The following is a 19,955-nucleotide window of genomic DNA, read 5'->3' as shown; positions in this document are numbered from 1 at the left end:
CCCATGAGCCCTGAGGAAACGACAGACGACCGCGCCGGCATCCTCCTGGTCGACGACATGGAGGACAACCTGATCGCCCTGGAGGCGGTCCTGGCCTCCCTCAACGAACCGCTGGTGCGCGCCCGTTCGGGCGAGGAGGCGATGAAGGCCCTCCTCCGCCGCCGCTTCGCGGTCGTCCTCCTGGACATCCGGATGCCGGGCATGGACGGCTTCGAAACAGCCGCCAACATCAAACGCCTGGACCAGACGAAAGACGTCCCCATCATCTTCCTGACAGGCACGGACTCCGACGCGGGCTACGCCTTCCGCGGCTACGCCACAGGCGCAGCCGACTACTTGACGAAGCCGTTCGACCCCTGGGTACTACGGGCAAAGGTCACGGTCTTCCTGGACCTCCACAGAAAAAACCAGCAACTGGAACGCATGCTCAGCAGGGAACACGCGGGCGACAGCGAGATCAGCGCGCAACTGGCGGACCTGGAGGCCCAGTTGTCCAGCGAGAACCCACCGAGCACCGAGGAGTTGCTAACCCGGATCCGAGACCTACGCCAACTGATGAACAGGGGGCGCGGATTCTGACCTCAGGGGCGCGGGGCTGTATCGATTTGCGGCTCCGCCGCGTGGGCGCGACAAGCCACAACGGACCCGCACCCGCCGTCAGTCCCCGCCACCCCACCCCTTCCGCGCTACGCCTCGCGAGAGCCCGCATACATCTCATCAATCAAATACTTGTACTCCCGCTCAACAACCGGCCGCTTCAACTTCAGACTCGGCGTGATCTCCCCATGCTCAACATCAAGATCCCGAGGCAGCAACCGGAACTTCTTGATGGTCTGCCACCGCTGAAGCCCCGCATTCAGCTCCGTGACGTACCCCTCGATGAGAGCCACCGTCCCCGCCGAACCCACAACCTCCGCGTACGACTTCCCCTCAAGCCCGTTGTCCTTCGCCCAGCCCAGAATGGACGGCTCGTCGAGCGCGATGAGAGCGGTGCAGAAGTTCCGGTCGGCCCCGTGGACGAGGATGTTGGAGACGTACGGGCAGACCGCCTTGAACTGCCCCTCGACCTCGGCCGGCGCGATGTACTTCCCGCCCGACGTTTTGATCAGGTCCTTCTTCCGGTCGGTGATCCGCAGATACCCGTCCGGAGACAGCTCCCCGATGTCACCGGTGTGGAACCACCCGTCGGACTCCAGCACCTCGGCGGTCTTCTCGGGCAGCCCGTGGTAGCCCTCCATGATGCCGGGCCCGCGCAGCAGAATCTCGCCGTCGTCCGCGATCCGCACCTCCGTACCGGGCAGCGGCTTGCCGACCGTGCCGGTCCGGTACGCCTCACCGGGGTTGACGAAGGACGCGGCAGAGGACTCGGTGAGCCCGTAGCCCTCCAGGATGTGGATGCCGGCGCCGGAGAAGAAGAACCCGATCTCGGGCGCGAGGGCGGCCGACCCGGAGACACAGGCGCGCAGGTTGCCACCAAAAGCCTCGCGGATCTTCGCGAAGACCAGCGCGTCGGCGACCTTGTGCTTCGCGGCGAGACCGAAGGGCACGGAGGCGGCGCCGGTACGCCGGAAGTTGTCCTGGCTGACCTTGGCGTACTCACGGGCGACCCCGGAGGCCCACTGGAAGATCTTGAACTTGGCGCCGCCGCCGGCCCGCGCCTTGGCCGCGACCCCGTTGTAGACCTTCTCGAAGATGCGCGGCACGGCGGCCATGTACGTCGGCTGCACGACCGGCAGGTTCTCGATGATCTTGTCGACGCGGCCGTCGACGGCGGTGACGTGCCCGACCTCGATCTGGCCGGAGGTCAGCACCTTTCCGAACACATGCGCGAGCGGCAGCCACAGGTACTGGACGTCCTCGGCGCTGATCAGCCCGGTCGCGGCGATCGCCTTCGCCATGTACGACCAGTTGTCGTGCGGCAGCCGGACCCCCTTGGGGCGGCCGGTGGTGCCGGAGGTGTAGATGAGGGTCGCGAGCTGGTCCTTCGTGATCGCCCCGACCCGCTCCTTGATCAGGTCCGGGTTCTTCTCCAGGTACGCGGCACCGCGCTGCTCCAGCTCGGCGAGGGTGAGCACCCCGTCGCCGGTCTCGACACCGGCCGGGTCGATGACCACGACATGGGTGAGTTCGGGCAGCTCGGCGCGCTTCTCCTGCGCCTTGGCGAGCTGGGTCGCGTCCTCGGCGATCAGCACCTTGCTGGCGGAGTCGGCGAGGATGAAGGCCGACTCGTCGGTGTTGGTCTGCGGATACACCGTGGTCGTGGCGGCGCCGGCGCACATGATGCCGAGGTCGCCGAGGATCCACTCGACGCGGGTGGCGGAGGCGAGCGCGACGCGCTGCTCCGGCTGTACGCCCAGTTCGATGAGCCCGGCGGCGATGTTGTACACGCGTTCGGCGGCCTGCGCCCAGGTCAGCGACTTCCAGTCGTCGGGGCCCTCACCGGAGGCCGGGGGCACCGGGTAACGGTAGGCCTCGGCTTCCGGCGTGGCGGCCACGCGATCCAGGAAAAGACCCGCCACGGACGGCGGACGGTTCTCGATCAAGGTCTGTGTGTCGCTCACGACATCCTCCGGGGCCCGCGGCAGTGCGGCGGCTGGCTCATTTGCGGTCTTGTTTAACTCGCGAGTAACTACCGAGCAGAGATCAGAGTAAAGCGCGACCGGCCAGCGCGTAAGGGGCGACGGCCTGTCACTTTCTCCAGCGAGCGCCTGTTCGCTTCCTACAGGACCGATGGCACGTACACGAAGGGGGCCCGCCGCGTTCGTACGCGACGAGCCCCCATTCTCCCGATTCCCACGGGTCGGCGTTGGCTACTTCTTGCCCTTGCCCGACCCCGCGTTGTCGTCGCTCGACAAGACGGCGATGAAAGCCTCCTGGGGAACCTCCACAGAGCCCACCATCTTCATCCGCTTCTTGCCCTCCTTCTGCTTCTCCAGCAGCTTCCGCTTACGCGAGATGTCACCGCCGTAGCACTTGGCGAGAACGTCCTTGCGGATGGCGCGGATGGTCTCGCGGGCGATGACCCGCGAGCCGATGGCCGCCTGGATGGGCACCTCGAAGGCCTGCCGCGGGATCAGCTCGCGCAGCTTGGCGACGAGCCGCACCCCGTAGGCGTACGCCGCGTCCTTGTGCGTGACCGCCGAGAAGGCGTCGACCTTGTCACCGTGCAGCAGGATGTCGACCTTGACGAGGCTGGAGGCCTGCTCACCGGTGGGCTCGTAGTCGAGGGAGGCGTACCCCCGGGTCTTTGACTTCAGCTGATCGAAGAAGTCGAAAACGATCTCCGCGAGCGGCAGGGTGTACCGGATCTCGACCCGGTCCTCCGACAGATAGTCCATGCCGAGCAGCACACCGCGCCGGGTCTGGCACAGCTCCATGATCGACCCGATGAACTCGGACGGCGCGAGGATCGTGGCGCGTACGACCGGCTCGTAGACGTCGTCGATCTTTCCCTCGGGGAACTCGCTCGGGTTGGTGACCGTGTGCTCGGTGCGGTCCTCCATCACCACCCGGTAGACCACGTTGGGCGCGGTGGCGATGAGATCGAGCCCGAACTCACGCTCCAGCCGCTCACGAATGACATCAAGGTGAAGAAGCCCCAGGAACCCGACCCGGAACCCGAAGCCCAGCGCCGCCGATGTCTCCGGCTCGTAGACGAGGGCGGCGTCGTTGAGCTGGAGCTTGTCGAGGGCGTCGCGCAGCTCGGGGTAGTCGGACCCGTCCAGCGGATACAGGCCCGAGAAGACCATGGGCTTGGGGTCCTTGTACCCACCGAGCGCCTCGGTCGCCCCCTTGTTGAGCGTGGTGATGGTGTCACCGACCTTGGACTGCCGTACGTCCTTCACGCCGGTGATGATGTAGCCCACCTCGCCGACGCCCAGCCCGTCGGCCGGCGTCATCTCGGGGGACGAGACGCCGATCTCCAACAGCTCGTGGGTCGCGTTGGTGGACATCATCCGGATGCGCTCACGCTTGTTGAGCTGCCCGTCGATGACACGTACGTACGTCACGACACCGCGGTACGAGTCGTACACCGAGTCGAAGATCATGGCGCGCGCGGGAGCGTCCTGGACACCGATCGGGGCGGGCACCTCGGCGACGACCTTGTCGAGCAGCGCCTCGACACCCAGCCCGGTCTTGGCGGAGACCTTGAGGACGTCGTCGGGGTCGCAGCCGATGAGATTGGCGAGCTCCGCGGCGAACTTCTCCGGCTGGGCGGCCGGCAGATCGATCTTGTTGAGCACCGGAATGATCTTCAGATCGTTCTCCATCGCCAGATACAGATTGGCGAGGGTCTGGGCTTCGATGCCCTGAGCGGCGTCGACAAGAAGAACGGTCCCCTCACAGGCCGCGAGGGACCGGGAGACCTCGTAGGTGAAGTCGACGTGCCCCGGGGTGTCGATCATGTTGAGGATGTGCGTGTTGCCCGGGTCGTCCGAGGGCGCCCAGGGCAGACGCACGGCCTGGGACTTGATCGTGATGCCACGCTCGCGCTCGATGTCCATCCGGTCGAGGTACTGAGCACGCATCTGCCGCTGGTCGACGACACCGGTCAGCTGGAGCATCCGGTCGGCGAGCGTGGACTTGCCGTGGTCGATGTGCGCGATGATGCAGAAATTGCGGATCTGAGCCGGGGCGGTACGGCTCGGCGCGGGGACGTGGCTAGGGATCGCGGGCACGCAGGGTCCTGATTCTTGAGGCGTCCGCAGTGTCTGCGGTCTCGGGTCGGATCGATACGTAGGCTCCATGGTCCCACGGGCGGGGAGCGGGGGCCGGTTTGGGCCACTCGGAGGCCCACTGGTAGTCTGGGTAGCTGTGTCTCATGCCCTCTCAGCGCGAGGCACATCTTCTGGAAAATCATCGGTACGGGACCCGAGCGGCCCCGTGCCTGAATCTGTAGAGGCTCATTCGTGGCGAACATCAAGTCCCAGATCAAGCGGATCAAGACCAACGAGAAGGCCCGGCTGCGCAACAAGGCCGTCAAGTCCTCCCTGAAGACCGCGATCCGCAAGGCCCGCGAGGCCGCTGCCGCGGGTGACGTCGAGAAGGCCACCGAGACTCAGCGCGCTGCCGCGCGTGCGCTCGACAAGGCCGTCTCGAAGGGCGTCATCCACAAGAACCAGGCCGCCAACAAGAAGTCGGCGCTTGCTTCCAAGGTCGCCACCCTCAAGGGCTGAACCTCCAGTTCTTTGATCTGATCCAAACCGCCGGAGGGACCAGAGCGGGCCCTCTCATCCGCTCCCACCCGGCACCCCGGCTCCCACGCACGACTGCGTTCGCCACGCGGGCGTGGAAGCCACCACAGCAACACGCTTTATCCGAAGGCCCCGACATCTGTCGGGGCCTTCGGTATTTCAGCCGGTCCTGAGCTTGCGGACGAGCGGGGGCATTCCAGCCCGTCCGGCGTTTGAGGACGGAGGGCCGCCATCCAGCCCGTCCGGCGTTTGAGGACGAGGCCGTTCAGGCCGAAAGGGGGGTCTGGGGGCGCAGCCCCCAGAAGGATGGGACGGGTAGGGGCGGCGGGGGCGAAAAACCCCTACCTGCCACCCCGAGACCGAGCAGCCCGAGCAATCACCACAACAGCCTTCTCCAACGCGTACTCAGGATCATCCCCGCCCCCCTTGACCCCCGCATCCGCCGCAGCCACCGCCCGCAAAGCCACAGCAACCCCATCCGGAGTCCACCCCCGCATCTGCTGCCGCACCCGATCGATCTTCCACGGCGGCATCCCCAACTCCCGAGCAAGATCCGCCGGCCGCCCACCCCGAGCGGACGACAGCTTCCCGATCGCCCGCACCCCCTGCGCCAACGCACTGGTGATCATCACCGGCGCCACCCCGGTGGACAACGACCACCGCAACGCCTCCAGCGCCTCCGCCGCCCGCCCCTCGACCGCCCGGTCGGCGACCTCGAAGCTCGACGCCTCCGCCCGCCCCGTGTAGTACCGCCCGACCACCGCCCCGTCGATCGTGCCCTCGACATCCGCGACAAGCTGACTCACCGCGGACGCCAGCTCCCGCAGATCACTCCCGATCGAGTCGACGAGCGCCTGGCACGCCTCGGGCGTGGCCGATCTCCCGGTCGCCCGGAACTCCGACCGCACGAACGCCAGCCGATCCGCCGGCTTCGTCATCTTGGGGCACGCCACCTCCCGCGCCCCCGCCTTACGGGCCGCGTCGAGCAGCGCCTTGCCCTTGACTCCCCCGGCGTGCAGCAGCACCAGGGTGATCTCCTCCGCCGGCGCCCCGAAGTACGCCTTCACGTCCTTGACCGTGTCGGCCGAAAGATCCTGCGCGTTGCGTACGACCACGACCTTGCGCTCAGCGAACAGCGACGGACTGGTCAGCTCGGCCAACGTGCCCGGCTGCAACTGGTCCGAGGTCAGGTCTCGTACGTCCGTGTCGGCGTCGGCGGCCCGAGCGGCGGCCACCACCTCCTGCACGGCACGGTCGAGCAGGAGGTCCTCCTGGCCCACGGCAAGCGTGACAGGGGCGAGAGGGTCGTCATGTGCGGTCTTCTTGGCCATCCCCGAAAGCATCCCACGAGCCACTGACAACGCGGCCCGCCCTCAGCCACGACTACCGACTACGGCTCCTCACGCCACCCCTCCCACTCCCCCACGAACTCGTCCAGCTCCGCCGGATCCAGCCGCCCCGCCTCGTCCCGCAGCACCACGAGCCACTGAGCGTCCTCGGCATCGTCCTCACCGGCCAGCGCATCCCGTACGAGCTGCGGCTCCTCAGCAAGGCCGAACCGGTCACGCAGCGCCTCGACCACGTCCTCGGCGGCATCACGGTCGGGCAGCACCAGCACATGTCTCACATCGCTCACGAAGACATTTTCCGCTACCCCGCCCCCACCTCAGTCACCCCCACCAGCCCCTCGAACGCTCGGCACAACAGACAACTCGACCCCGAACCACTCCCGGTACACGGCAAGCACCTCGCTGTCGGCCCCCAACTCCCGCACCTCCTTCTCCCCACCCGGCGTCGTCACCGTGAGACCGCGCCCACTGAGCGTGACCCTCCCTCCGTCCTCCGTGACCCGCGAACAGACCAGCGACCGCGTGAAGTGCGACTCCGGCGAGGTGCTGTGCCACCAGGCCCCGGCCACGAAATCCCGGAGCACCCGGGGCCGCAACTCCACCCGGTACTGCCGTCCACCGTCCCGAACCACGTCCAGATCCCCGGGGTCCCCCTCCCCCTCCGCCCCCGCCCCCGCCCCCGCCCCGACAATCCGGAACACACCCCCCGGATCCTCCTGCTCTCCCCGCTCCCCCATCGCCAGCGGATAGTGACTGTGCGCCCCGAACCCCACATCAACCAACCAGTCACCGCCATCCGCAGTCCGCACCCGCAGCACGAGATGGTCGTACGGAATCCCCAGCCGCCCCTCGTCCCCGTACACCCGCGCCGCGAGCAACGTGACGTCGAAGCCCAACGCCGTGAGCAACGCCCCGAAGACACCGTTGAGTTCGTAGCAGAACCCGCCCCGACGGGCGCCCACCACTTTCTCCAGCAGCCGGTCCTCCTCCAGCACGATCGGCTCGCCGAGATGGATCGACAGGTTCTCGAAGGGCACCGCCATGAGGTGCCGCAGCTGCAGCTCGCGGAGCACGTCGAGGGTGGGCCGTGCCGGGCGCTCGGCGCCGAGCCGACGGAGGTAGGCATCAGCCTGTGCGGAGTTCATGGCCTCAGTCTCGCGCCACCCCCAACTCCCGGCCCGCCCCGACGACCGCCAGCGCCCCGTCCTCGTCCGTACGCAGCACCACGGCTCCCCCGTCTCTGAGCGCCGCCACCGTGCTGGGCGCGGGATGCCCGTACGTGTTGTCCGCGCCGCAGGAGATGAGCGCCAGCCTCGGGGCCGCCGCCCGTATGAGGTCCGGGTCCTGATAGGCCGACCCGTGGTGGGCGACTTTCAGGACATCCACCCCCCGGAGCCCCGCCGCGCCCGGAGTCCTCAGCAACGCCCGCTGGGCCGGCGGTTCCAGGTCCCCGAGGAGCAGCAGGCGCAGCCCCGCCGACCGTACGAGCAGCGTGACACTGGCGTCGTTGGCGCCCTCAGGCTCGGGTGCCGGCGCCGGTGCCGGCCACAGCACCTCCCAGTCGAGGGTGCCCGTCCGCCGCCGCTCACCGGCCACGGCACGCGTCACCGGGATACGCCGGACGGCCGCCTCCCGGTGCACGAACTCGGCCTGGTCCTCTGGCTCTTCGAGCCCTGTCGTCTGGATCGCGCCCACCGAACGCCCGCGCAGTACGCCGGGCAGCCCGGCGACATGGTCCGCGTGGAAGTGCGTGAGGATCACCAAGGGCACCTTGGTGATGCCGAGTTCGCGCAGACAGTGGTCGACCAGTGCCGGGTCGGGCCCGGCATCCACGACCACACCGGTGCCTTCCCCCGCCGCGAGCACGGTCGCGTCGCCCTGCCCCACGTCGCACATCGCGAACCGCCACCCCGGCGGCGGCCACCCCGTGATCGCCCTGGTCAACGGCGCCGGCCGCGCCACCACCAGGAGCAACAGCACCCCGCAGGCCGCGCACCACCAGGGATGCTTCAGCAGCCGCGCGCCGACGAACACGACAAGCACCATGCACAGCCCGAGCAGCAGCGCGCCGGTCCAACTGCCCGGCCAGTCCACTCCCGCGCCGGGCAGCGCCGCCCCCGTGCGGGCGATGTCGACGATCCACCCGGCGGGCCAACTCGCACCCCAGGCAAACGCCTTGGCCACCGGCATCGCCACCGGCGCCGTGGCCAGCGCCGCGAAGCCCAGCACCGTGGCCGGGGCGACGGCGAACTCCGCGAGCAGGTTGCACGGCACGGCCACCAGGCTCACCCGCGCCGACAGCACAGCCACGACCGGCGCGCACACGGCCTGCGCGGCACCGGCGGCGGCCAGCGCCTCGGCCAGCCGTGGCGGCACCCCGCGCCTGCGCAACGCCGGGCTCCAGCGGGGCGCGAGGGTGAGCAGGGCGCCGGTGGCGAGGACGGAGAGCAGGAAGCCGTAACTCCGGGCCAGCCAGGGGTCGTACAGCACCAGCAGCAGTACCGCTGTCGCCAGCGCCGGGATCAGTGACCGACGGCGCCCGGTCGCTAGGGCGAGCAGCGCGACGGAACCGCAGGCCGCCGCCCGCAGCACACTCGGGTCTGGTCTGCACACGACGACGAATCCCAGGGTGAGGGCGCCGCCGAGCAGTGCGGTCGCCCGGAGGGACATGCCCAGACGGGGTGCGAGGCCCCGCCGCTCGACCTGCTGGGCAAGGGCGGGCGGGCCGATGAGCAGGGCGAGGAGGATCGTGAAGTTCGCCCCGCTGACCGCCATCAGATGCGTGAGGTCGGTCTCCTTGAACGCCTCGTCCAGCTCAGGTGTGACACGTGAGGTGTCCCCGACGACCAGCCCGGGCAGCAACGCCCGCGCATCCGCCGGCAGCCCATCGGTGGCGTCCCGCAACCCCGCGCGCAGCCGCCCCGCGAACCGCTGCGCCGCCGACGGTTCCCCCACCACCTCCGGCGCCGCCCGGTCCCGTACCCGCAGCACGGCCGCGACCCGGTCACCGCCCGTCAACGCGGGCACAAGCCGTCCGGTCACCCGCAGCCGCGTGGACGGCAGCAGCCCCAGCCAAGGCGACCGCTCCGAACCGCCCGCCGCCGCCTCCGCCTCCGCCTCCGCCCGCCGGAACGGCCCCGCCTTCCTCGGCTTCACGCCCACGTCGACGATCACAAGCACAGGCGTCCGCGTCGCCACCGCGCCCCCGCCCGCTTCCTCCACGCGCCGGACATCGGCGTCGAGCAGTACAGCACTCGGCGCGGCATGAGCGCCCTGGATCCGGGGCCGGGTGAGACGTGGATCGGAGGTGACCTCCAACTCGGCGGTCACGCCGGCATATTGCCGCGCCAGCCCCGGCACCGGCCCCCGTCGCAGATCGGCCCCGTGCAACCCGGCGGAGACGGCGGCCGCGGCGACACAGAGCAGTACGGCGGCCACGGAAACCCGCGACCAGCTGCTGCACCGAGGCTGTCCCTGCGCCGAGAGACCGGATCTCCCCGAGGTCCGACGTACCAGCAGAAGCACTCCGGCCACGACCGAACAGACGACCGCGACACCGGTCACCCAGCCCGGCGAGACACCCAACGTCAGTGCGGCCGTCCCCCAGGCCGCCAGCGCGGGCGGCACCAACCGCAGATCCGTCGGCCCTTCCTGCCGGGGATTGGCGGCCCCCAGCCGTTTCCCCGAGGCAACGTGCACGGACCGGCGGGCGCGGGACTCCCGACCGTCGGGCGTGCGAGGTTCGCCGTCCACCTCGTCGTCCACCTCGTCGTCCACCGACCGCCCAAACGGACCGTCATGGACATCAGGAACCCGGCTCATGGCTGTACGAGATTTCGCAGGTCGGCGAAGCGCCGCTCGCCGATGCCGTTCACCTCACGCAGTTCGTCCACGGACCGGTATCCGCCGTGCTGGGTGCGGTAGTCGATGATGTGCTGGGCAAGCACAGGGCCGACCCCCGGCAAGGTGTCGAGCTGATCCACGGTGGCTGTGTTCAACGAAACAGGCGCCGCCGGTCCGGCCCCCGCCCCGCCCACGGTTCCGCCCGCTGCCACCCCACCCGAACTGACCGCACCCCCCACAACCACCCCCGGTACGGGCACGGCTCCGCCGACCAGCACCTGTTCGCCGTCCACAAGGCACCGCGCCCGGTTGAGCCCCTCCGTCTTCGTGCCGGGACGCACCCCACCGGCAGCCCGCAAGGCATCGGCGACCCTGGACCCGGCCGGCAGCCGATGAACCCCCGGCTCACGCACCTTGCCGCTGACGTCCACCACGATCTGCGCCCCGGCCACTCCACCCACGACACCCCGGGGACGGGCCGCCGCGTCCGCCCGCGCCGCCTCGAACGGAGCCGCCGCCCGAACCACCTCCGGCGCCGGAACGGGCTGGGCACGCCCCGTCCAGAAGTGCTGTCCGGCAAGCACCGCGGCGGCGACCAGCACCACCGTGAGCGCCACGACGCTCCGCCGCTCCAGACCGCACCGCGCCTGCAACCACACAGGCATCCGCTCCCGCACCGCAAGCCCGGCCCGCTCCTGCCAATCCCCAGCAGCCCGACCACCCACGGCACCGACACCGACATCGCCACCGCCACCGCCACCGCCACCGCCGACATCAACACCGGCACCCACACCCGCGGCACCCCTGCCGACGTCCACGCCCGCGCCCGCACCGGAGCCCCCACGCCCTGCCACCGGCCCGACGAACAGTTCCTCTCCCCCGCTGCCCACCGCCCCGGCATCCCGCTCACCCCCCGGCGGCCCGTTCCCCAACTCCCGCCGTTCCAGAACCCGTTCCCCGAAGAGCACCTCCGCCCGTCGGCGGATCTCGTCGGCCGACGCCTGATGCTGTCGGGCCCGGCCACGGGGACGACGATGACCGTGCCGGACGCGGCCGTCGGACATCGGCCCGCGGCCCGGGCCGCTGGTCGGAGTGGTTGCGCGTGAACGTGATCGAAGTGCCATGCGCCGAGGATGGAGCAACCCACCCCACCCGCGATGATCTTGCTCAATTCCGGTGGATTACCGCCCGGTTGTGGATAACTCCGTCACCCACACGAGTGCCGCACCCGGCCCGGAGCTACACGATCCCCAACCCGCCCCCAACCCGCGAAGCCCCACCGAAGCCCCCCAAAGCCCCGCAGGACCCCTCACCGAGGCGAAACAACCGCCCCCAACAACCCAGGCCCCGTATGCGCCCCGATCACCGCCCCCACCTCGCTCACATGCAGCTCGGCCAGACCCGGCACTCGTACCCGCAACCGGTCCGCGAGCGCCGCCGCCCGGTCGGGGGCGGCCAGATGGTGAACGGCGATGTCGACCTGCGCGCCACCCGCCCGGTCGGCGACGATCTCCTCCAGCCGGGCGATGGCCTTGGACGCCGTGCGCACCTTCTCCATCAGCTCGATGCGTCCGCCGTCCAGTTGCAGCAGCGGCTTCACGGCGAGGGCGGACCCGAGGAGGGCCTGCGCGGCCCCTATCCGGCCGCCGCGGCGCAGATAGTCGAGGGTGTCGACGTAGAAGAACGCGGACGTGCCCGCGGCTCGTTTCTCCGCGGCCGTGACGGCCTCGTCCACCGTGCCGCCCGCCTCCGCCACCTCGGCCGCGGCCAGCGCGCAGAAACCGAGGGCCATCGCGACCATGCCGGTGTCCACCACCCGCACGGGCACCGGCGCCTCCCGGGCCGCCAGCACCGCGGCGTCGTACGTGCCCGAGAACTCGGCGGAGAGGTGCAGCGAGACGATGCCGGTGGCGCCGGACTCGGCGACCTTGCGGTAGGTCTCCGCGAAGAGCTGGGGGCTGGGCCGCGAGGTGGTGACGGACCGGCGCTTCTGGAGCGCCTGGGCCAGGGAACGGGCCGAGATCTCGGTGCCCTCTTCGAAGGCCCGGTCGCCGAGGACAACGGTCAGCGGCACCGCGATGATGCCGTGGCGCTCCATCGTCCGCGGCGGCAGGTAGGCCGTTGAATCGGTGACGATCGCGACATGGCGGGACATGAGCTGGAGGTTACCTGCCGTAGCCCATGGACGGCAGCCCGCCCCTTTCACCTGCGACGAGGCCGGAGGCGAGACAGGAGGCAGGACCGGAGTCCGCCCGGCGGATCAAGTCGTGCTCTCCGGACGGGGTTTCTTCTGCCAGGGATAGACGGGCTGCTGGACCGGCGGGGTGATCGCGGGCCGGGTCGGCTCGGCTGCCCGGCGTGCGTCCGGGCTGTCCGGCCAGGTCTGCTGAGCCGCGGCGCCTTCGGCGGCCGGGGCCTCGGGCCACGGCGGCGGCGCGGGCGCGGGAGTCGCGGTAGGAGTCGGCGCGGGTTCCGCGGCCGTCGTCCAGTGCCGCAGGGCGCCCGCCTCGACGTCTATCTGCGTCCTCAGGGAGTCCAGGTCGTCGTTCGCGAACCGGGACGCCCGGTCCCGGGCCGCCCAGCGCAGCGAGTCGGCGGCCTGGGTGATCTGGTCGGTGCGTTCGCGCAGGTCGGGCAGTCGCCCGGCGAGCGTGGCCCGGTCGGGCTCGGACTCCAGACGCTTGAGTTCGGCGTCCAGCTCGTGGCCGTGCGCGCTGAGCCGCTCGAAGAGGCCGAGGGACTCCTTGAGGGACTCGTCCTCGGCCACGCCCGCGTGCAGCGCGTCCTGCGTGGACCGCATCGACGTACGCAGCTTGAGCCTGAGCTGGGCCAGTTCGCCGGCCGGGCCGAGCTGGGCGTAGGACTTGGCGCGCAGCGTGGTGTCCTCGACCGTGCGTCGGGCCTGCGTGATCGTGCGGTCCACGCCTCTCTTGGCCGCGCCGACCACCTTCACCGTGGCGTACACCCCCAGCACGACGAACAGCAGGAAGAGCAGGGCGACAACTGCGACAGCGGCTTCCACGACGCTCCTCCTCCTACCGGTCGCGGCTTCGCCAGCCGCTCTTCAACGGTAAACGCAAAGGGCAGGCCCGGAGTTCCAAAAGAACCCCGAACCTGCCCGTAGGGGACTACCCCGAGCTGCCCGAAGGACCGTCCGTGCCTGCCCCCGCGGCTACCGCGGCGGCTACGCCGTGACGATGTTGACCAGCTTCGGCGCCCGGACGATCACCTTGCGGATGCCCGCGCCGGCCAGCGCCTCCACGACCTTGTCGTCACCCAGCGCGACCTTCTCCAGCTCGTCGTCGGAGATCGACGGCGAGACCTCCAGACGCGCCTTGACCTTGCCCTTGATCTGCACGACGCAGGTCACGCTCTCGTCCACGACGTACGCGGGGTCGGCGACCGGGAAGTCCTGGTGGACGACCGAGTCGGTGTGTCCCAGCCTGCGCCACAGCTCCTCGGCGATGTGCGGGGCCAGCGGCGCGACCAGCAGCACCAGGGCCTCGGCGACCGGGCGCGCGACCGGACCGCCCACCTTGGTCAGGTGGTTGTTCAGCTCGGTGACCTTGGCGATGGCGGTGTTGAAGCGCAGGCCCTCCAGGTCCTGGCGGACGCCGTCGATCGCCTTGTGCAGGGCACGCAGTGCCACCTCGTCGGCCTCGGTGTCGACGACGGTGACCTCGCCGCTGTCCTCGTCGACGACGTTGCGCCACAGCCGCTGCAGCAGCCGGTACTGGCCCACCACCGCGCGCGTGTCCCACGGCCGCGACACGTCCAGGGGGCCCATCGCCATCTCGTACAGGCGCAGTGTGTCCGCCCCGTACTCGGCGCAGATCTCGTCCGGAGTGACCGCGTTCTTCAGGGACTTGCCCATCTTGCCCAGCAGCCGGGAGACCTTCTCGCCCTCGTAGAACCAGGCGCCGTCGCGCTCCTCCACCTCGGCGGCCGGTACGGCGATGCCCCGGCTGTCGCGGTACACGAAGGCCTGGATCATGCCCTGGTTGAACAGCTTGTGGAACGGCTCGACCGAGGAGACGTGCCCCAGGTCGAACAGGACCTTGGACCAGAAGCGGGCGTACAGCAGGTGCAGCACGGCGTGCTCGGCGCCGCCGACGTACAGGTCGACGCCGCCGTGGGGCTGGCCCTCGCGGGGGCCCATCCAGTACTGCTCGATGGCCGGGTCGACCAGCTTCTGGTCGTTGTGCGGGTCCAGGTAGCGCAGCTCGTACCAGCAGGAACCGGCCCAGTTGGGCATGGTGTTGGTCTCGCGGCGGTACTTCTGGGGGCCGCGGCCGTCGCCCAGGTCCAGGGTGACGTTCACCCAGTCCGCGTTGCGGGACAGCGGGGTCTCCGGGGAGGTGTCCGCGTCGTCCGGGTCGAAGGTGCGGGGCGAGTAGTCCTCGACCTCGGGCAGCTCCAGGGGCAGCATCGACTCGGGCAGCGAGTGGGCGACGCCGTCCTCGTCGTAGACGATGGGGAAGGGCTCACCCCAGTAGCGCTGGCGGCTGAACAGCCAGTCGCGCAGCCGGAAGTTCACAGTGCCGCGGCCGATGCCCTTGCGCTCCAGCCACTCGGTGATGCGCGCCTTGGCGTCGGCGACGGCCAGGCCGTCCAGTGAGATGTCGTCGTTGGCCGAGTTGATGATCTTCGCGTCGTACGCGCCGAAGGCACCGTCCCACGTGGAGGTGTCGGTGCCACGCCCGTCGGTCGGCTCGACGATGCAGTGGATCGGCAGCTCGAAGGCGCGCGCGAACTCGAAGTCGCGCTGGTCGCCGCAGGGAACGGCCATGATCGCGCCGGTGCCGTAGCCCATCAGGACGTAGTCGGCGATGAAGACGGGGATCCGGTCGCCGTTGACCGGGTTGGTCGCGTAGGAGCCGATGAAGACGCCGGTCTTGTCCTTGGCCTCGGCCTGCCGCTCGACGTCGGACTTCGAGGCGGCCTGCGCGCGGTAGGCGGCGACGGCCTCGGCGGGCGTGGCGTGACCGCCCGTCCAGACGTCGTGGGTGCCCTCGGGCCAGGCGGCCGGGGTGAACTTCTCGACCAGCGGGTGCTCGGGCGCCAGAACCATGTAGCTCGCGCCGAACAGGGTGTCCGGGCGGGTCGTGAAGACCGTGATGTTCTCGCCGTCGATCGGGAAGTCGACGCGGGCGCCCTCGGAGCGGCCGATCCAGTTGCGCTGCTGCAGCTTGATGGCCTCGGGCCAGTCCAGCGCGTCCAGGTCGTTCAGCAGCCGGTCGGCGTAGGCGGTGATGCGCATGTTCCACTGGCGCAGCTTGGCCTTGAAGACGGGGAAGTTGCCGCGCTCGGACCGGCCGTCGGCGGTGACCTCCTCGTTCGCCAGTACGGTGCCCAGTCCCGGACACCAGTTGACGGGTGCCTCGGAGGCGTACGCCAGGCGGTACTCGCCCAGGACGTCGGCGCGCTCGATGGCGGTCAGCTGGTTCCACGCGCGCGCGTGGTCACCGGGTACGGCGCGCTCGCCGGTCTCGAACTGGGCGACCAGGTCGGCGATCGGGCGGGCCTTGTCCGACTCCTCGTCGTACCAGGAGTTGAAGATCTGCAGGAAGATCCACTGGGTCCACTTGTAGTAGTCCGGGTCGATCGTGGCGAAGGACCGGCGCTTGTCGTGGCCCAGACCCAGCCGGCGCAGCTGGACCTTCATGTTCTCGATGTTGGCCTCGGTGGAGACACGCGGGTGCGTGCCGGTCTGCACGGCGTACTGCTCGGCGGGCAGGCCGAAGGCGTCGAAGCCCAGGGTGTGCAGGACGTTGTGGCCGGTCATGCGCTGGAAGCGGGCGAACACGTCGGTCGCGATGTAGCCCAGCGGATGGCCGACGTGCAGACCCGCACCCGAGGGGTACGGGAACATGTCCATGATGAACTTCTTGGGCTTGGCGGCCAGCTCGGGGTCGCCCGCCAGGTCGCCGCTCGGGTTGGGGGCGGCATACGTGCCCTCGGCGTCCCAGAAGTCCTGCCAGCGTGCCTCGATGTCGGCCGCCATGGCGGCCGTGTAGCGGTGCGGCGCTGCGACCTCGGCGGTGGCAGCGGGGTTCGTCTCGCTCATGGTCCTCAAAGCTCCATCGATCGTCTCTGCCAGCGGCTTGGAAATGAAAAATCCCCTCGCACAGGAGGGGACGCCGCGCCGATGCCGACCACGATTCGTCAGTGGTCGGGACTGATCAGCGCGGCTCGCTAAGCAGAAGGCGTACGGCACGCATGGCGTCAGGGTACCGCAGCGGTCGAGCGCGCCGCGACGGAGTTCCCGGGGGCACATGGCACCGGGTGCCATGCCCTGGGCGACCCTCACACGACCCCCACACAACTCCCCCATGCCCCAACGGGCACGTGAATCGCCACACAGCAAAAGCTGAACCAGGTTCAATAATTACTTCGCGTAACAACCTCTATGGGACATCACAACGGCCTCACAGCCCTTTGGTAACAGCGCAATAACTCAAACCTCGTACTCCTCGGTATGTCTCGACTTAGAGTTCGACGCGGGACCGCCTTCCCGAACCGCTCGGAGTTGCCCCCATGAACCCTCGTAGTAACAGTTCGCTTCCCAGGACGGGCCGTTCGGCCTACGGGATGGCGACGGCTGCCGTGCTGCTGCTCATACCCGTGATCGTGGTGGTCGGAGGTGACCAGCTCCAGGACTTCCTGAACTTCGGTGCCGGCGTGCTGTCACTGGTCGCCCTCACCTCCGCGGTGATCTGGGGCCTGGTCGCCACCGACCGGGTGTTCCTGAACACCCGTCAGCGGTTGATCGCGCAGGCCGTGCACCGGACGACCGCCGTTGCCTCGGTCGCCTTCCTGCTGCTGCACATCTCGGTCAAAGTCGCGCTCGACCACGCCCCGTTGGTCGCCGCGCTGATCCCGTTCAGCCTCGGCGTCACCGGCACCGGGAGCCTCATCGGCTTCGGGTCCCTGGCCGGCCTGCTCATGATCTTCACGGCCGTCACCGGCGCCCTGCGCAGCCAGTTCGCCTCCCCGGCCCCGGTCGCGGCCCGCTGGCGAGCGATGCACATGCTGGCCTACCCGGCCTGGTGCTTCGCGCTGGTCCACGGCCTGTACGCGGGACGCGAGGCGAAGCCGGTCTTCACGATCCTGTACGGCCTGTCCCTGCTCGCGGTCATGGGAGCCCTGGCCCTGCGCTCGGCGCCCCGCCCGTTCAAGCGCAAGGTGGCCGCCCAGATCATGGCGATCCTGGGAACCCAGGAGAAGTACGGCCGCGACGACCTGGACGCGAGCCGGGCCCGCATCGGCGAGTCCGCCCTGCCGGGCTACGAGAGCCAGGGCGGCGGCAGGCCCGCGCGCGGGGACGCGGGAGTGCCCCCGCAGCGCAACCCCTCCACCGGATCGATGCCGCTCTACGACGCCCCGGCCAGCCGCACCATGACGCCCGAACCCGCGAACGACGGCTTCGCGGCGGCCTACCGCGCCGTGACACCCCCGCGCGGGCAGGACGCGTACATGGACCAGACCGCCCGCATGGAGATGCCGGGCGACATGCAGGCCACCGAGGCGATCCCGCGCATGGACGGCAGTACGTCGGGCAGCTGGCCGATCCCGTCCCCGCCGCCCGTCGGCGAGGCCCCCGTGTCGGCGTACGACCCGATGAACGACACCGGATACAACATCCCGGCCTATGGCAATCCGGGCGCCGCCCCGTACGGCACGAGTGATGTGTACAACACCGGTGAGTCGAATGCCGCCTATGGCACGTACAACGCGAACGACACGTACAACAGCGGTCCCGCCACTGATGCAAACCCCGGTGCTTCCTACGACTTCGACGCACCGGGTTCGGGCGAACCTTGGAACGCGCCTTCCGGAGGCTTTAAGTGAACGAGGCTCTGCCCGACGTACCCGAAGTCCGTGTGGTCGGACTTCCCCAGCTCACGTCGGGTTTCGACCTTGTCGAGAGACTTGATCTACCCATGCACCTCAAGGTGCATGGGCCGCTCGAACCGATGGGCGGCGAGCAGCTCGCGCAGCTCGCCGAGCGCATTTCCCTGAAGGGCCGCGGCGGCGCGGGCTTCCCCTTCCACAAGAAGCTGCGGTCGGTCGCCGAGTCGGCGATCCGCCGCGGTGTACGGCCGGTCGTCGTCGTCAACGCGAGCGAGGACGAGCCCGCCTGCCGCAAGGACACGGTGCTGGTCAACCGTGCCCCGCACCTGATCCTGGACGGCGCCCTGCTCTGCGCGGAGGCCATGGGCGCCCGCACCCTGGTCATCGGGGTGACACGTGAATCCACGCAGCGCTCCATGGAGGCGGCGCTCGCCGAACGCGGCCTCAACAACGGCCGCCGATCGGCCCTCCGCGCGCGCGTGCAGCGCAATCCGATCCGCATGGTCACCGGCGCCGCCGCCTCACTGATCCGGTCCATCGACGGCGGCCCGGCGATCCCGCCCGGCCGCAAGATCAGCGCCTCGCAGAGCGGCGTCGGCGGCGCACCCACCCTGCTGTCCAACGCCGAGACGTACGCCCAGCTCGCGATCGCCGCCCGCATCGGCGCCGAGCGCTACTGCAACACCGGCCTGTACGACGAGCCGGGCACCGTCATGCTCACGGTCTCCGGCGCGGTCGCCCGCCCCATGGTGATCGAGGTCCCGACCGGCGTACCGCTGCGGTACGTCCTCCAGCTCGCCGGCGCCCCGCCGGTCCCGCAGGGTGTGCTGACCGGCGGCTACCACGGCAAGTGGATCGACGCGGCGACGGTCAACGAGGCGATCGTCTCGCGCAACTCCCTGGACGCCGTGGGCGGTGCGCTCGGCGCCGGCGCGATCCTGCCGATCAGCCAGGACACCTGCCCGCTGGGCGAGTCGCTGCGCGTGGCCCAGTGGCTGGCCGAGGAGAGCGCCGGCCAGTGCGGCCCCTGCTACCTCGGTCTGCCCGCCGCGGCGCGCGGCATGGAGGACATCCTCAACGGCGGCGGCCCGGCCGCCCTGGAGGCCGTCAAGCAGGTCGCCAAGTCCGTGAAGCGGCGCGGTGCCTGCTCGCACCCGGACGGCTCGGCGATGTTCCTGGAATCGACCATCAAGGCGTTCACCGACGACCTCGCCGCCCATGTCCTCGGAAACGGCTGCGGAAGGCCCGTAGAAGGCGTTCTGCCGCTCTTCGAGGGCGGTCAGGGACCCGCGGGCATCCCCGGCGGCCAGGCGGAGGAGGAGAACGGCCCCAGCCGTCAGAAGATCTTCGTCGACTGGACGCTGTGCCGGGGCCACGGCCTGTGCGCCGACATCCTCCCGGAGGTCTTCGAACTGGGCGCCGACGGCTTCCCCACCGTCGCGCAGGCGAAGGTGCCCCGGTACGCGGAGGCGAAGGCGCTGCGCGCGGTGCGCCGCTGCCCGGCGCTGGCGCTGCGCATCGAGGAGGACACCAGGACCTCGGCCCCCGACCGTCTGCCGGTCCTGTCCCAGCGCGGTGGCCGGGGCCGCCGCGCCCTCGGCAGCGGTCGCTGACCCCACGGGGCGGGGGGGGGGGGGGGGGGGGGGGGGGGGGCCCCCCCCCCCCCCCCCCCCCCCCCCCGCCCCCCCACCGCCCCGCGCGACTCAGTACCACC

General features: G+C 70.1%; 14 protein-coding genes. 4 read left to right on the top strand and 10 right to left on the bottom strand.

What is annotated here, in order from left to right; genetic code table 11:
* The first annotated feature begins 3 nt into the window (after window positions 1-3).
* Complete coding sequence (locus tag ACWCRB_RS37230; RefSeq protein WP_451000282.1) at window positions 4-579, top strand: response regulator; 576 nt, start codon at window positions 4-6, stop codon at window positions 577-579.
* Window positions 580-686: 107 nt separating this feature from the next.
* Here ACWCRB_RS37230 and ACWCRB_RS37225 read toward each other — a convergent pair whose 3' ends face one another.
* Both ACWCRB_RS37225 and lepA read right to left on the bottom strand, forming a co-directional pair.
* A complete protein-coding gene (locus ACWCRB_RS37225) occupies window positions 687-2,561 on the bottom strand; it encodes an AMP-dependent synthetase/ligase (protein ID WP_451000281.1) in 1,875 nt (624 codons plus the stop codon).
* A gap of 249 nt (window positions 2,562-2,810) precedes the next feature.
* Window positions 2,811-4,679, bottom strand: a complete 1,869-nt coding sequence (gene lepA, locus ACWCRB_RS37220; RefSeq protein WP_451000280.1) for a translation elongation factor 4 — start codon at window positions 4,677-4,679, stop codon at window positions 2,811-2,813.
* Window positions 4,680-4,910: 231 nt separating this feature from the next.
* Here lepA and rpsT point away from each other — a divergent pair, with 231 nt between their 5' ends.
* Window positions 4,911-5,177, top strand: a complete 267-nt coding sequence (rpsT, locus tag ACWCRB_RS37215; protein ID WP_105975817.1) for a 30S ribosomal protein S20 — start codon at window positions 4,911-4,913, stop codon at window positions 5,175-5,177.
* A gap of 359 nt (window positions 5,178-5,536) precedes the next feature.
* Here the strand turns inward: rpsT and holA are convergent, their stop codons facing one another.
* From holA to leuS, 8 genes are all read right to left on the bottom strand, one after another.
* Window positions 5,537-6,526, bottom strand: a complete 990-nt coding sequence (gene holA / locus ACWCRB_RS37210; RefSeq protein ID WP_389353348.1) for a DNA polymerase III subunit delta — start codon at window positions 6,524-6,526, stop codon at window positions 5,537-5,539.
* A 59-nt stretch (window positions 6,527-6,585) separates the two neighbouring features.
* On the bottom strand, window positions 6,586-6,831 hold the full coding sequence (locus tag ACWCRB_RS37205) for a hypothetical protein (RefSeq protein ID WP_235479169.1): 246 nt from the start codon (window positions 6,829-6,831) through the stop codon (window positions 6,586-6,588).
* 30 nt (window positions 6,832-6,861) lie between these two features.
* Window positions 6,862-7,689, bottom strand: coding sequence for an arylamine N-acetyltransferase family protein (locus tag ACWCRB_RS37200; RefSeq protein ID WP_451000279.1), 828 nt, complete (start codon window positions 7,687-7,689; stop codon window positions 6,862-6,864).
* 4 nt (window positions 7,690-7,693) lie between these two features.
* Window positions 7,694-10,243: a ComEC/Rec2 family competence protein gene (locus ACWCRB_RS37195; protein WP_451000286.1), complete on the bottom strand. Its 2,550-nt coding sequence runs from the start codon at window positions 10,241-10,243 to the stop codon at window positions 7,694-7,696.
* Window positions 10,244-10,362: 119 nt separating this feature from the next.
* Window positions 10,363-11,511, bottom strand: a complete 1,149-nt coding sequence (locus tag ACWCRB_RS37190) for a helix-hairpin-helix domain-containing protein (RefSeq protein ID WP_451000278.1) — start codon at window positions 11,509-11,511, stop codon at window positions 10,363-10,365.
* A 185-nt stretch (window positions 11,512-11,696) separates the two neighbouring features.
* Complete coding sequence (locus tag ACWCRB_RS37185; RefSeq protein ID WP_235479166.1) at window positions 11,697-12,542, bottom strand: DegV family protein; 846 nt, start codon at window positions 12,540-12,542, stop codon at window positions 11,697-11,699.
* Window positions 12,543-12,647: 105 nt separating this feature from the next.
* Window positions 12,648-13,409 (bottom strand): hypothetical protein, encoded by a 762-nt coding sequence (locus tag ACWCRB_RS37180; RefSeq protein ID WP_451000277.1) that lies wholly within the window; start codon window positions 13,407-13,409, stop codon window positions 12,648-12,650.
* Window positions 13,410-13,571: 162 nt separating this feature from the next.
* The gene (gene leuS / locus ACWCRB_RS37175) at window positions 13,572-16,454 is read right to left on the bottom strand and encodes a leucine--tRNA ligase (RefSeq protein ID WP_451000276.1); all 2,883 of its coding nucleotides are present in this window, start codon (window positions 16,452-16,454) and stop codon (window positions 13,572-13,574) included.
* Window positions 16,455-16,924: 470 nt separating this feature from the next.
* Between leuS and ACWCRB_RS37170 the strand changes: the two genes are divergently transcribed.
* Window positions 16,925-18,238: a cytochrome b/b6 domain-containing protein gene (locus ACWCRB_RS37170; protein ID WP_451000275.1), complete on the top strand. Its 1,314-nt coding sequence runs from the start codon at window positions 16,925-16,927 to the stop codon at window positions 18,236-18,238.
* On the top strand, window positions 18,235-19,854 hold the full coding sequence (locus tag ACWCRB_RS37165; RefSeq protein ID WP_451000274.1) for an NADH-ubiquinone oxidoreductase-F iron-sulfur binding region domain-containing protein: 1,620 nt from the start codon (window positions 18,235-18,237) through the stop codon (window positions 19,852-19,854). Before ACWCRB_RS37170 ends, ACWCRB_RS37165 begins: the two co-directional genes overlap by 4 nt.
* Window positions 19,855-19,955: the final 101 nt, after the last annotated feature.

The organism is Streptomyces sp. NPDC002156 (genome assembly GCF_053593675.1).
This window is presented reverse-complemented; position numbering and strand designations above follow the sequence as displayed.

Excerpts from the sequence above, each read along its gene's own strand:
- ACWCRB_RS37230 (WP_451000282.1), top strand. The coding sequence starts at position 4 with ATGAGCCCTGAGGAAACGACAGACGACCGCGCCGGCATCCTCCTGGTC.
- holA (WP_389353348.1), bottom strand. The coding sequence starts at position 6,526 with ATGGCCAAGAAGACCGCACATGACGACCCTCTCGCCCCTGTCACGCTT.
- ACWCRB_RS37200 (WP_451000279.1), bottom strand. The coding sequence starts at position 7,689 with ATGAACTCCGCACAGGCTGATGCCTACCTCCGTCGGCTCGGCGCCGAG.
- ACWCRB_RS37190 (WP_451000278.1), bottom strand. The coding sequence starts at position 11,511 with ATGGCACTTCGATCACGTTCACGCGCAACCACTCCGACCAGCGGCCCG.
- ACWCRB_RS37185 (WP_235479166.1), bottom strand. The coding sequence starts at position 12,542 with ATGTCCCGCCATGTCGCGATCGTCACCGATTCAACGGCCTACCTGCCG.
- leuS (WP_451000276.1), bottom strand. The coding sequence starts at position 16,454 with ATGAGCGAGACGAACCCCGCTGCCACCGCCGAGGTCGCAGCGCCGCAC.
- ACWCRB_RS37170 (WP_451000275.1), top strand. The coding sequence starts at position 16,925 with ATGAACCCTCGTAGTAACAGTTCGCTTCCCAGGACGGGCCGTTCGGCC.